The sequence below is a fragment of the Streptomyces griseobrunneus genome (genome assembly GCF_046713465.1).
Lineage (GTDB): Bacteria > Actinomycetota > Actinomycetes > Streptomycetales > Streptomycetaceae > Streptomyces > Streptomyces microflavus.
On record NZ_CP177080.1, the window covers coordinates 1,541,706 to 1,555,124 of the forward strand.

General features: G+C 68.8%; 11 protein-coding genes. 2 read left to right on the forward strand and 9 right to left on the reverse strand.

The genetic code is table 11. The features are described from left to right. Positions 1–31 precede the first annotated feature (31 nt). Positions 32–1,042 carry a UDP-glucose 4-epimerase GalE gene (gene galE / locus ACK8N7_RS06885; RefSeq protein WP_403211438.1) on the reverse strand — a complete coding sequence of 337 codons (1,011 nt, stop codon included), beginning with the start codon at positions 1,040–1,042 and terminating at the stop codon, positions 32–34. A gap of 181 nt (positions 1,043–1,223) precedes the next feature. On the opposite strand from galE, the gene ACK8N7_RS06890 reads away from it, so the two are divergent. Further along, entirely contained in the window at positions 1,224–2,303 is a 1,080-nt protein-coding gene (locus tag ACK8N7_RS06890; protein WP_403211440.1) for an LCP family protein, read from the forward strand. A 79-nt stretch (positions 2,304–2,382) separates the two neighbouring features. After that, entirely contained in the window at positions 2,383–2,778 is a 396-nt protein-coding gene (locus ACK8N7_RS06895; protein WP_403211442.1) for an NTP pyrophosphohydrolase, read from the forward strand. On the opposite strand, the gene ACK8N7_RS06900 is transcribed toward ACK8N7_RS06895, so the two are convergent. The 8 genes from ACK8N7_RS06900 to ACK8N7_RS06935 form a co-directional block, all read right to left on the reverse strand. Continuing rightward, complete coding sequence (locus ACK8N7_RS06900; protein WP_403211444.1) at positions 2,775–4,241, reverse strand: amino acid permease; 1,467 nt, start codon at positions 4,239–4,241, stop codon at positions 2,775–2,777. The genes ACK8N7_RS06895 and ACK8N7_RS06900 overlap by 4 nt on opposite strands. A gap of 193 nt (positions 4,242–4,434) precedes the next feature. After that, positions 4,435–6,348, reverse strand: a complete 1,914-nt coding sequence (dxs, locus tag ACK8N7_RS06905) for a 1-deoxy-D-xylulose-5-phosphate synthase (protein ID WP_500441491.1) — start codon at positions 6,346–6,348, stop codon at positions 4,435–4,437. A 164-nt stretch (positions 6,349–6,512) separates the two neighbouring features. Beyond that, a complete protein-coding gene (locus tag ACK8N7_RS06910) occupies positions 6,513–7,820 on the reverse strand; it encodes a sugar ABC transporter permease (RefSeq protein ID WP_403211448.1) in 1,308 nt (435 codons plus the stop codon). Beyond that, positions 7,817–8,605 carry an ATP-binding cassette domain-containing protein gene (locus ACK8N7_RS06915; RefSeq protein ID WP_355126731.1) on the reverse strand — a complete coding sequence of 263 codons (789 nt, stop codon included), beginning with the start codon at positions 8,603–8,605 and terminating at the stop codon, positions 7,817–7,819. Before ACK8N7_RS06915 ends, ACK8N7_RS06910 begins: the two co-directional genes overlap by 4 nt. A gap of 268 nt (positions 8,606–8,873) precedes the next feature. Next, on the reverse strand, positions 8,874–9,986 hold the full coding sequence (locus ACK8N7_RS06920; protein ID WP_015612156.1) for a sugar ABC transporter substrate-binding protein: 1,113 nt from the start codon (positions 9,984–9,986) through the stop codon (positions 8,874–8,876). A 120-nt stretch (positions 9,987–10,106) separates the two neighbouring features. Beyond that, complete coding sequence (locus ACK8N7_RS06925) at positions 10,107–11,306, reverse strand: ROK family transcriptional regulator (RefSeq protein WP_032753587.1); 1,200 nt, start codon at positions 11,304–11,306, stop codon at positions 10,107–10,109. Positions 11,307–11,553: 247 nt separating this feature from the next. Next, complete coding sequence (locus ACK8N7_RS06930) at positions 11,554–12,495, reverse strand: carbohydrate ABC transporter permease (protein ID WP_500441494.1); 942 nt, start codon at positions 12,493–12,495, stop codon at positions 11,554–11,556. Further along, positions 12,495–13,415 carry a carbohydrate ABC transporter permease gene (locus ACK8N7_RS06935; RefSeq protein WP_403211453.1) on the reverse strand — a complete coding sequence of 307 codons (921 nt, stop codon included), beginning with the start codon at positions 13,413–13,415 and terminating at the stop codon, positions 12,495–12,497. The genes ACK8N7_RS06930 and ACK8N7_RS06935 overlap by 1 nt, the downstream gene beginning before the upstream one ends. Positions 13,416–13,419: the final 4 nt, after the last annotated feature.

The following is a 13,419-nucleotide window of genomic DNA, read 5'->3' on the forward strand; positions in this document are numbered from 1 at the left end:
GGCTCATCGATGGTGGGCGGTACGGGGTCGTTCAGGCGGAGGGAGCCCCCACAGGCGCCCGCCGCGCGGCCGGGTGGCGCAGGCACCAGCCCTCCCAGGCCGATTCCACCATCCGCCGGACGTCATGGCGGGCGGACCAGCCCAGCTCGTCGCGGATCCGGTCCGCCGAGGCGACGACCCGGTCCGGGTCGCCGGGACGGCGGGGGGCGGAGACCGGTTCGCCGGCGGGGCCGTACCCGGTCACCTCGCCGATCAGCGCGATCATCTCGCGCACCGAAACGCCTTCCCCACGACCGATGTTGACCGTCAGATCCGTTCCGGGCCCGCGGCCCAGGAGGGCTCGGGCCGCCGCCAGATGGGCCGAGGCGATGTCGTCGACGTGGATGAAATCACGTACGCAGGTGCCGTCCGCGGTGTCGTAGTCGTCGCCGAAGGCGACCGGGGCGGCGCCCTGGGTGAGCTTCTCGAAGACCATGGGCACGAGGTTGAAGACACCGGCGTCGGCCAGGTGGGGCTCCGCCGCGCCCGCCACGTTGAAGTAGCGCATGGAGGCGGTCGCCATGCCGTGCGCCCGGCCCGCCGCGCGCACCATCCACTCACCGGCGAGCTTGGTCTCGCCGTAGGGGTTGATGGGGGCGCAAGGGGTGTCCTCCGTCACGAGCTCCACGTCCGGCATCCCGTACACGGCCGCGGACGACGAGAAGAGGAAGGCGCGCACCCCGCTGCCGGCGGCCGCCTCCAGGAGTGTGCGCAGCCCGTCGACGTTCTCGCGGTAGTAGTGCAGCGGTCGCTCGACGGACTCCGCGACCTGCTTCTTGGCCGCGAGATGCACCACGCCGCGGACCGACAGCTCGCTCATGGCGCGCCGCAGGCCGGAGGCGTCGAGCGTCGAGCCGTGCACGAAGGGCACACCGGCCGGGACGCGTGCGCGGTCCCCGGTGGAGAGGTCGTCGTAGACCGCGACCGGCTCGCCGGCGGCCGTCATCGCCCGCGCGACGTGGGCCCCGATGTAGCCTGCACCGCCTGTGATCAACCAAGTCATGAGCGAATAATAGTTCGACGCGCCCGCGGTCCATTACCCGCATCGGTCCAGCTGTTCCAGTGCTCGTCCGTTCTATAATGCTCGGTCAGTTGAACATTCACGGACCGGTCACACCCCCCCCACCCGAGTCCCACGCACTCCCCTGGCCTCCTGGGCGAAGAGATTTGAGGACTCGAGCACGATGAGCCACGACGAGACGACACCTGCCTCCCGCGCCTCCCGGCGTGCGGCCAAACCCCGCAAGCGCCGCCGTGGTCTCAAGATCACCCTCGGTGTTCTGCTCGTCCTCCTGCTCGCCGGCGGGGGCACCGTCTACTGGCTCTACAGCCAGCTCGACGGGAACATCAAGGGCGTCGACATCAACAAGGCGCTCGGTGAGGACCGGCCGGAGAAGCTCCCCACCAGCGGGCAGAACCTGCTGGTCCTGGGCTCGGACTCGCGCGCCGGGGCGGAGAACAAGGAGCTGGGAGGCGGCGGCGCCGTCAGCGGCGCCCGCTCGGACACCGCGATGGTGGTGCACATACCCGAGGGCCGCTCCAGGGCCGTCGCCGTCTCCATACCGCGCGACACCCTGGTGACCCGGCCCGAGTGTGCCGAGGACGGCGGATCGACGGTGCCCGCCAAGGAGCGCGTCATGTTCAACTCCGTCTACGCGCAGGTCGGCCCGGCCTGTGTGGTGAAGACGGTGGAGAAGATGTCCGGCGTCCGCATCGACCACTACCTGGAGATCAACTTCGCCGGGTTCAAGGACCTGGTCGACGCCATCGGCGGGGTCACCGTCGATGTGCCGCAGGACATCGATGACAAGGCGAGCGGGCTGAACCTCACCGCCGGCCCTCAGAAGCTGAACGGCACCGAGTCCCTGGCCTACGTCCGGACCCGGCACGGCATCGGCGACGGCAGCGACCTCGGCCGCATCGGGCTCCAGCAGCAGTTCCTGATGGCCCTGCTCAGCGAGGTCAAGTCGCAGGACCTGCTGGGCAGCCCGACGAACTCGTACAAGATCGCCAAGTCGGCCACCAAGTCGCTCACCACCGACTCGGGGCTCGCCTCGCTCACCTCGCTGGCGGAGTTCGCCCGTTCGATGAACGGCGTCGACCCGGCCTCGATGGAGACCATCATGCTGCCGGTGGCGTACGACAGGATCGACCCGAACCGCGTGATCTCGGCCGAACCGCAGGCCGGTCAGCTGTGGAAGGCGATCCGCGAGGACACCGCCATCCCTGAGGAAGCGAAGAGGTCCCCCGCCACCGGCGGCTGACCGCACCGGAGGACGGCCGTCGGCGTACGGCTGCCGGGCGGTGCCCCGGAGCGGGCTGCTCGCGTGACACCCTGCCGGGATGAGCGACGACGCAGCGGTACTGGTGATCGTGGACGGAGCCAACGTGGTCGGTTCCGTGCCCGACGGCTGGTGGCGGGACCGGCACGGGGCGGCGGTACGGCTGCGGGACTCGCTGGTTCCGTACACGGCGGACGGGCTGCCGGGGCTTCCCGGCCCCGTCGAGCTGGTACTCGTCGTCGAAGGGGCCGCGCGGGGCGTCACCTCCGTGGCCGGGGTCCGGGTCGATTCGGCGCCCGGCAGCGGTGACGACCTGATCGCCGAACTGGCGGCGGCCGCCGCCCCGGAACGCGACTGCGTGGTCGTCACCGCCGACCGGGGGCTGCGGCAGCGGGTCGAGGCGTACGGGGCCCGGTGCGTGGGGCCCCGTACGGTACGGCCGCTGCCGCCGTCCTAGCGCCCCTCCTTGCTCATCCGGCTGTGGGAGCGCCCGTACGCGAAGTAGACGACGACGCCGAGGACCATCCAGGCGCCGAAGCGCACCCAGGTCTCCACGGGCAGGTTGAGCATCAGCCAGACCGAGGCGGCCACCGAGACGATCGGGAGCAGCGGCACCCACGGCGTACGGAACGCCCGGGGCAGATCCGGCTGGGTGCGACGCAGGACCAGGACGCCGAGGGCGACGACGACGAACGCGAAGAGCGTGCCGATGTTCACCAGGGTGGCAAGCTCCTCGATGCTCGTGAACCCGGCGATGATCGCGATCAGCACACCGAGCAGGATCGTCGGGCGGTACGGGGTGTGGAAGCGCGGGTGCGTCTTGGAGAAGAAGCGCGGGAGCAGGCCGTCGCGGCTCATCGCGAAGAAGACCCGGGTCTGGCCGAGCAGCAGGATCATGCAGACCGTGGTGAGCCCGACCGCCGCGCCGAAGCTGATCAGTCCGGCGTAGAAGGGGTGCCCGGTGGACTTGAACGCGTCGGCGAGCGGGGCGCTGACGGAGAGTTCGCGGTAGTTCTGCATGCCGGTGACCACCAGGGAGACCGCCACGTAGAGCACCGTGCAGATGATGAGCGAGCCGATGATGCCGCGCGGCATGTCGCGCTGGGGCAGCTTCGTCTCCTCGGCGGCGGTGGCCACCACGTCGAAGCCGATGAAGGCGAAGAAGACGATGGAGGCGGCGGTGAAGATGCCCATCACGCCGAAGTTGGTGGGTTCGTAGCCGAACATCAGCTGAACCAGCGGAGCGTCCCAGCCGCCGCCCGTCTCCTGCTTCTCGGCCGGGGGGATGAAGGGCTTGTAGTTCTCGGCCTTGATGAAGAAGAGGCCCGCGATGATCACCATGAGGACCACGGCGACCTTGATCGCCACCACGACCGAGGTGACCCGGGCGGACAGCTTCATACCGACGACCAGGATGACGGTCAGGACCAGCACCAGGGCGAAGGCCAGGATGTCGAAGCCGAATCCCTCCGCGACATCCGGTCCCGAGAGTGCATCGGGCATCGTCCAGTTGACGTTGTCCATCAGCGAGCGGACGTAGCCGGACCAGCCGACCGCGACCACCGCGGTGCCCAGCGCGAACTCCAGCACCAGGTCCCAGCCGATGATCCAGGCCACCAGTTCGCCCAGCGAGGCGTACGCGAAGGTGTACGCGGAGCCGGCCACCGGGACGGTGGAGGCGAATTCCGCGTAACAGAGCGCGGCCAGCGCGCACACGACGCCCGCCGCGACGAACGCGATGGCGGTGGCGGGGCCCGCCGTCTCCTTGGCGACCTGGCCTGTGAGGACGAAGATGCCGGTGCCGATGATGACGCCGACGCCGAAGACCGTCAGGTCCAGGGCGGAGAGGGACTTCTTGAGCCCGTGTTCCGGCTCCTCGGTGTCACGGATCGACTGTTCGACGGACTTGGTGCGGAACATACCGTTTCCGCGGGGTGGTGTGACCTGCGCGCTCACCTGCGTACCTCCACGCATTGGTTGTGAACGTCATGATTCGGACCGGGTAGGCACGGGAACGCGCCATCCGGCCCGTTTCACGCGAATGGGCCGGAAGAACCACCCGTACAGGGGTGGTTCTCCCGGCCCATCGGCCGTACGGAGAGGTGTTCGCGGGTCAGTCGCGGGCGGGCTCCACCGCGCGGCTCTCGAAGCGGCCGTCGAGCTTGGCGACCAGGCCGGTGACCTGCCGGGCGATGTCCGGCGCGGTCAGCCCGATCTCGGCCATGACCTCGCCGCGGGAGGCGTGGTCGAGGAAGACCGGCGGGATGCCGAAGTCGCGCAGCGGTACGTCGACCCCGGCGTCGCGCAGGGCCTGGGCGATGGCGGAGCCGACGCCGCCGGCACGGCTGTTGTCCTCGACCGTGACGACGACCCGGTGACGCTCGGCGAGCGGGGCAAGCGCCTCGTCGACCGGTTTGACCCAGCGCGGGTCGACGACGGTGCTGGAGATGCCCTGGGCGTCCAGCAGGTCGGCGATCTCCAGGCACATCGGGGCGAGCGCGCCGACGGAGACGACCAGGACGTCCGGGCGGGCCGCCTTCGGCTCGCGCAGGATGTCCATGCCGCCGGCCTTGCCGACCGCCTTGACGGCCGGGCCGACCGCGCCCTTGGAGAAGCGGACCACGGTGGGCGCGTCGTCCACGGCGACGGCCTCGCGGAGCTGGGCGCGGACCTGGTCGGCGTCGCGCGGGGCGGCGATCCGGAGGGTCGGCACGCACTGGAGGATCGACATGTCCCACATGCCGTTGTGCGAGGCGCCGTCCGTGCCGGTGACTCCGGCCCGGTCCAGGACGAAGGTGACGCCGCACTTGTGCAGGGCCACGTCCATCAGGACCTGGTCGAAGGCGCGGTTGAGGAAGGTGGCGTACACCGCGAAGACCGGGTGGAGTCCGCCGGTGGCGAGGCCCGCCGCGGAGACCGCGCCGTGCTGCTCGGCGATGCCGACGTCGTAGATCCGGTCGGGGAAGGCCTCCTCGAACTTGCCGAGGCCGACCGGCTGGAGCATGGCCGCGGTGATCGCGACGATGTCCTCGCGCTCCTGGCCGAGCTTGAGCATCTCCTCGCCGAAGACCGAGGTCCAGTCCAGACCGGAGGTGGAGATCGGCAGACCGGTGTCCGGGTGGATCTTGCCGACGGCGTGGAAGCGGTCGGCCTCGTCCTGGAGGGCCGGGGTGTAGCCGCGGCCCTTCTCGGTGAGGCAGTGCACGATCACCGGGCCGCCGAAGCGCTTGGCGCGCTGGAGCGCGGACTCCAGGGCCTCGATGTCGTGGCCGTCGATCGGGCCGACGTACTTCAGGCCGAGGTCCTCGAACATGCCCTGCGGGGCGATGAAGTCCTTGAGGCCCTTCTTGGCGCCGTGCAGGGTCTCGTAGAGCGGGCGGCCGACGACGGGCGTGCGCTCCAGGATGTCCTTGCCGCGAGCCAGGAACCGCTCGTACCCGTCGGTGGTGCGGAGGGTGGCGAGGTGGTTGGCGAGCCCGCCGATCGTGGGAGCGTACGAGCGCTCGTTGTCGTTGACCACGATGACGAGCGGGCGGTCCTTGGCGGCGGCGATGTTGTTCAGCGCCTCCCAGGCCATACCGCCGGTGAGGGCGCCGTCACCGATGACCGCGACGACGTGGTCGTCCTTGGCGAGGACTTCGTTCGCCTTGGCCAGGCCGTCGGCCCAGCCGAGGACCGTGGAGGCGTGGCTGTTCTCGATGATGTCGTGCTCGGACTCGGCACGGGAGGGGTAGCCGGAGAGGCCGCCCTTGCTCTTGAGCCGGGAGAAGTCCTGACGGCCGGTGAGCAGCTTGTGCACGTAGCTCTGGTGGCCGGTGTCCCAGAGCACCTTGTCCCGGGGCGACTCGAACACCCGGTGCAGGGCGATCGTGAGCTCCACCACGCCCAGGTTGGGGCCGAGGTGTCCGCCGGTCTTGGACACCGCGTCGACGAGGAAGGTACGGATCTCCTCCGCGAGCTGCTCCAGCTCGTCGACGCTGAGCCGGTCCAGGTCGCGCGGTCCCTTGATGCGGGTCAGCAGATCCACCCGTGCCTCCTTGCGTTTGAGCTGATCGAGCGTGCCGATCCGATGAGTCTAATGTTCCACCGCCGGGCATGGGCAGCGGGCGCCTGTGTTCGAGCGCGGACGGGCGGGGACGCGCAGGTGCCCGGCACCCCCGTGGGGCGCCGGGCACCTGCGCGGATCCGCGGTCAGGCGCGGCCCGCGGTCTTCTGGGTCTTACGGGTGATGGAGTCGATGACGACCGTGGCGAGCAGCACGGCGCCGGTGACCATGTACTGGATCGGCGTGGCGATGCCCTCCAGCGACAGTCCGTACTGGATCGAGACGATCACCATGACACCGAGCAGCGCGTTCCAGGTGCGGCCGCGGCCGCCGAAGAGGCTGGTGCCGCCGATGACGGCCGCCGCGATGACGTTCATCAGCAGATCGCCGGTGCCGGAGCCCTGGTTGGCCGCCGCGATCTTGGAGGCCCAGAACAGGCCGCCGATCGCCGCGAACGTACCCGCGATGGAGAAGACGGAGATCCGGATCGCGGTGACGTTGATACCGGCACGCCGGGAGGCCTCGACGCTGCCGCCGAGCGCGAAGATCTTCCGCCCGTACGCCGTGCGGCGCAGCACGAAGTCCGTACCGACCAGCACGATCAGGAAGAGGACCAGGGCGAGCGGCAGGCCGCGGTACTGGTTGAACATGTACGCCGCGGCGAACGCGAACACCGCGAGGACGCCGGTGCGCACGGCGATGTCGGCGATCGGCCGGGACGGGATGCCGGCTGCCTCGCGGCGGCGGGTGTCCAGAAAGGCGGCGGCGAAGTAGCCGATGACCGCGACGGCGGCGAGCCCGTAGGCGGCGGCGACATCGGTGAAGTAGTACGTGGTCAGCTGGCCGACCACCCCTTCGCCGTCCAGGTTGATGGTGCCGGAGTCGCCGAGCAGCTGGAGCATGAAGCCGAGCCAGAACAGCAGGCCGGCCAGGGTGACGGCGAAGGCCGGGGCGCCGATCCGGGCGAAGAAGAAGCCGTGGATCGCGCCGATCACCGCGCCGCTGACGATGGCGACGACGATCGCCAGCCACTCGTTCATGCCCTGGGTGACGCTGAGCACCGCGACGAGGGCGCCGGAGACACCGCTGACCGAGCCGACCGAGAGGTCGATCTCGCCGAGCAGCAGGACGAAGATGATGCCCACGGCCATCATGCCGGTGGCGACCATCGTGGTCGCGATGTCGCTGATGTTCTTCGCGGAGAGGAACTCGGAGTTCATGCTCTGGAAGACGATGGCGATGATCGCGAGGCCGACGACGACCGGGATGGAGCCGAGGTCACCGCCGCTGATCTTGCGCTTGAACTCGGTGATGTAGCCGGCGAAGCCCTGCTGGCGGATGAGCAGCCGGGGGTCGACGACCGTGGCGGCACCCTCGGCCGCGTCCGGGTTGCCGACCGGCGCGTCCTCGGGGGCGGTCTTGTCCAGCGAGGTCGCGGACTTGTCGGTGGTCACTTGGAAACCTCCGCGTTGCGCGCCGCACGTCGGGTCACGGCATTGTCCGTGGCGCCCGTGATGGCGGAGATGATCTCTTCCTGGGAGGTGGTCTTCACATCGAAGACACCGTTGTTCCGGCCCAGCCGGAGCACGGCGACCTTGTCGGCCACGGCCTTCACATCGGCCATGTTGTGGCTGATGAGGATGACCGCGTGACCGCGCTCGCGCAGCCGCTCGACGAGGTCGAGGACCTGGGCGGTCTGCTCGACGCCGAGGGCGGCGGTCGGCTCGTCGAGGATGACGAGCTTGGGCTCACCGAGCATCGAGCGGGCGATGGCCACCGTCTGGCGCTGGCCGCCGGAGAGCGAGGCGATCGGGATGCGGACGCTCGGGATGCGGATGGAGAGCGTGGAGAGCAGCTCGCGGGAGCGGCGCTCCATCTCCACCTCGTCCAGGATGCCGAACCTGCGCAGCTCCCGGCCCAGGTAGAGGTTGCCGACGACATCGATGTTGTCGCACAGCGCGAGGTCCTGATAGACGGTCGCGACGCCGAGGTTCTGGGCGTCGTGGGGCTTGTCGATCTGGACCGCCTTGCCCTCCCACTCGATGACTCCCTCATCGATGGGGTGCACTCCGGCGATCGTCTTGACCAGCGTTGATTTTCCGGCGCCGTTGTCGCCCACCAGGGCGACCACCTCGCCGGCGTGGACCTCAAGCTCTACATCGGTGAGTACCTGGACGGCACCGAATCGCTTGGAGACCCCTCGCAACGCCAACACGGGCGTAGCGGTCACGTGAACCATCTCCTTCGCCGCCTGACCGGCGGGGATGCCGCGCCCGGGGGAAGGCGCGGCGGTCGAGCAGAAGTACAGAAAAAGGGGAAGCGTTCCGTCCGGCGCCCCGCCCGGTAGCGGGACGGTTGGTGGGCGGGACACCGGACAGGCTTCGTGGCGCGCGCGGGCCGGTGTGCGGCGGGCGCGTGCGCGGCAGGGGGTGCCGTGGTGCCCTGGCGGTATCGCGGCGGGCGCACGGCGGGGCGGGACCGGCCGCGGGGCGGCCGGTCCCGGGGGCCTACTTCAGGCCGATCGAGTCGCAGGCGGCCTTGTACTTGCCGGAGCAGATCTCTTCCAGCGTCCAGATGCCGTCCTTGACGACGGTGTCCTTGATGTTGTCCTTGGTCAGCGAGATGACCGGGACGAGGACCGTCGGGATGTCCTTCTGGCTGGCGTTGTCGACCTTCGAGGTGGCGATCGAGTCGAGCTTCTCGCCCTTGGCGAGGGCGACGGCCATCTCCGCGGCGACGATGCCCTCGGCGGGGTAGGACTTGTAGACGCTCATGAACTGCTCACCGGTGACGATGCGCTGCACGCCCGCCAGCTCGGCGTCCTGGCCGGTGACCGGGGGGAGCTTCGGCAGACCGGCGGCCTTCAGGGCGGTGATGATGCCGCCCGCCATGCCGTCGTTGGCGGAGTAGACGCCGTCGATCTTGTCCTTGCCGAGTGCGGTGATCGCCGCTTCCATGTTGGCGTTGGCGTTCTCCGGCTTCCACTCCTTGGTGTCGTACTCCTTGCCGTACTTCACCTTGCCGTCGAGGACGGACTTGGCGCCCTTCTTGAAGAGCGCGGCGTTCGGGTCGGTGATCGCGCCGTTCATCATCACGATCGTGCCGCCGTCGGCCTTGTCTCCCAGGGCCTCCAGGAGTGCGGTGCCCTGCGCGCGGCCGACCTCTTCGTTGTCGAAGGAGGTGTACGCGTCGATGGGGCCCTCGGCGAGGCGGTCGAAGGCGACGACGGGGATGCCCTCGTCCTTGGCCTTCTTGACGCTGTTCGCGATCGCCTTGGCGTCCACCGCGCCGACGATGAGCGCGTCCACCTTGTTGGTGATCATGGTGTCGATCTGCTGCGCCTGGGTGGTCGCGTCCTGCTTGGCGTTGGCGTAGACGACCTCCGCCTTGCCACCCGTGAGCTCGCTGATCTTCTTCTCGATGATCGGCCGGTCGAACTTCTCGTAACGGGCCGTCTGGTTCTCGGGGAGGAGCAGACCTATCTTCAGGTCGTCGCCCTTCTTCTCCGAGCCCTGTTCGGCCTTGTCGCCGGTCTCCTTGGCGCTCCCACAAGCGGCAAGCGAGATCGCCATCGTGGTGGCGGCAACGGCAACGGCGGCACGACGCATACGCGTGTTCATTCTCGAACCTCCCTGACGAGGCCGCGACGTTGCGGCCGAGGTGGCTGGAAGTCAACTCGGCCGCAGCTTCAGCGTCAAGGAGTAAATCCTTAACGAGATGACAACGGTGCCATTCGTTATCTAAGTGAAGGCAGGAGTCGCTGCGGGGAGGGTGCTCTCCAAAAGGGTTGAATCCCCCATCTCGCTCAGCACCAGAGCGAGCGCGCCCAGTACCTCGGCACGCCCTCCCAGGGCCCCTGGGAGCACCGAGAGCTGCCGGGCGGCACTGGGGATCGCGTAACGCGACACGGAGTCCCGTATGGGCCCCAGAACCAGCTCCCCGGCCTCCGCCAGCGAGCCGCCGAGGACGACCCGGCTGGGGTTGAGCAGGTTGCACAGGTTGGCGACACCGCTGCCTATGTGGCGGCCTACGTCACCGATCACACGGCGGCACCCCGGATCGCCCTCACGGGCCAGCTGGACCACCCGTTCCATGGTGAGTCCGGGGCCGTGGCTGGGCTGGAGCAGGGGCAGCACGTAGCGCGCGGCGGTGAAGGTCTCCAGGCAGCCGCGGTTGCCGCAGCGGCAGACCGGGCCCGACTCGTCGAGCGTGATGTGCCCGATCTCGCCGGCCGTGCCGCCGGGGCCCCGGTAGATGGTCCCGTCGATCACCAGACCGGCGCCGACGCCGCTGGCGACCTTGATGTACGCCAGGTCCCGCACGCCCCGCCCGCTCCCCCAGACCAGCTCGCCCAGGGCTCCGAGGTTGGCGTCGTTGTCGACGTACACCGGTACGCCGAGGCGGCCGGAGAGCTCCTCGCTGGGGTTGATGCCCGTCCAGCCCGGCAGGATCGAGGTGGAGCCCAGCGTTCCGGACTCGACGTCGATGGGTCCCGGCACTCCGAGACCGACGCCGATGACCTTGTCCGGGCCGATCCCGGTGGCCTCGATCAGCCGCTTGACCAGCACTTCGGCCCGGTCGAACCCCTCCGCGGACGAGGCGTCGACATCCAGCGGCTCGGACTCCTCCGCCAGCACCTGGTGGGCCAGGTTGCCGACGGCGACCCGCAGGTGCGTATGGCCGAAGTCGACGCCGATGACGATGCCCGCGTCGCCGCTGAGCGAGACGCTGCGGGCCCGGCGGCCGCCCGCCGAGGTGGGGGTCACCTCGACCGTTCCGCCGTCCTTCAGCTCCCGGACGATATTGGAGACCGTGGCTGCGGAGAGCCCGGTGCTCCGGGCGATCTCCGCCTGGGTGAGCGACCCCGCCATCCGTACGGCGCGTACGACCCGCTCCAGATTGGCCCTGTGCAGCGATGTCTGCGACCCGGGAGTCTCCATCGACTCATCCACTCCTGCCCTTGGCGGGCGGTCCAGAGGACCACCCCGGCCGGGGCAGCAGCGATGACACCCCGGCTTCCTCCAACATGTGAACTCTAAGCTGACCGTTCGGGGGTACCTCCCGTCAAGACCTGAGCGGGCAGGGGCTCGCCCGAGCGCGCCACAACGGCCCGGTGCCCCCGCAGAGAGACTCTGCGGGGGCACCGGGCCGTTGTGGATACGTGACCTTCTTATGCGTACGCGTGACCTACTTGAGCGCACCCGCCGTCAGACCCGAGACGACCTGGCGCTGGAAGATGATGTACGCCGCCAGCACCGGGAGCATCGCGATCACCAGGCCGGCGAAGAGTCCGGAGTAGTCGCCCTTGTACCCCTGGCTGGAGGCCAGCTCCACGAGGCCCTGGGCGAGCACCCGCTTCTCCGGGTCGGTGTTCAGCACCGTCGGCAGCATGTACTGGTTCCACTGCCCCAGGAAGTTGAAGATGCCGACGCTGATCAGGCCGGGCTTGGCCATCGGCAGCATCACCTGGAAGAACGTCCGCGTGTGCGAGGCCCCGTCGATGATCGACGCCTCCGCCACCGAGGTCGGCAGCGTACGGAAGAACGAGGTCAGGAAGAACACGGTGAACGGCAGCGAGTACGCGATGTACACGAGGATCAGGCCGTGGATCGTGTTCAGCAGCCCCATGTTGTCCATGACGAAGAACAGCGGGACCAGCGCCAGCATGATCGGGAAACTCATGCCGCCGACGAACAAGAAGTAAATGAAGCGGTTGCCCGGGAACTCGAAGCGGGCGAGCACGTAGGCAGCCATCGAGCCGAGGACCAGGGTGCCCACGAGCGACCCGCCCACCACCAGGATGGTGTTCAGGAAGTACTCGCTCATATGGGCCTGGCTCCAGGCCCGGCCCCAGCTGTCGAAGTTCAGCGAGCTGGGCAGCGACCAGGGGGTGTTGAAGATGTCCGAGTCGGTCTTGAACGAGGACATCACCGCCCAGAACAGCGGCAGGACCACCATGATCGCCCACACGACGAGCATCCCGTGCGAGAAGACGTTGAGGACCTGGCCCTCGCCGCGCTTCGCGGGGGCCGACGGGGCCTTCGGGCCCGTGCCGGTGCGCTGCGCCGGAACCTTGGACGTGTCGGTGCCGGAGGAGGATCCGGAGGGAGGGGTGTCAGTGGTCTTCATCAGAACTCCAGCCGCTCGCGCCGGCCCACCCGCATGACGATGGCGGCGAACGCCAGGGTCACGATGAGCAGGGCGACACCGATCGTGGTCGCGTAGCCCGCCTGTCCGTCACGGAACGCCGACTGGTAGACGTACAGCGGCAGGACGGTGGTCGAGTAGTCGGGCCCGCCGGGGCCGACACTCATGATGTGGACGATGGCGAAGCCCTCGGCGCCGAGCGCCAGGATGCCCATGTAGACCCAGCCGGACTGGACCGTGTCCCACAGCAGGGGCAGCGTGATCCGGAAGAAGGTCGTGATGCGGCTCGCCCCGTCCAGCAGGGCGGCTTCGTAGAAGTCCTTGGGGATGGAGGCCATGCCCGCGGAGAACAGCACCACGAAGAAGCCGGTCGTGCACCAGACGAGGACCGCCATGATGACCCACAGGGCCAGCTTCGGATCGCCCAGCCAGTCCGGTACGTCGTTGAAGCCCACGGCCTTGAGCGTGCCGTTGATCATGCCCTGGGCCGGGTCGAAGGCGAACTGGAACAGGATGGCCACGATCGCGATCGAGAGCACCTGCGGGAAGAAGTAGGCGATCTTGTAGAAGCCGGAGCCCCGTACGCCCGAGACGGCGGCGCCCTTGGTGCGCCGCCCTCCCACGTTGAGCATGAAGGCGAAGAAGAGCGCGAGGCCCAGCGTCACCAGCGGCAGCAGAACGGCCAGCAGCACACTGTGCTGCAGCGATTTCCAGAAGATGTCGTCGTCGAGCATCTTGGTGTAGTTGTCGAAGCCGACCATCTTGAAGTCGGGGCTCAGACCCGTCCAGTCCGTGAACGAGTAGTAGATGGACTGGATGAACGGCCAGATGACGAAGACGACATACAACGTCATCGGGGCCACCAAGAACCCGATTATGAACCGGTATTTACCGTGCTGCATCGTT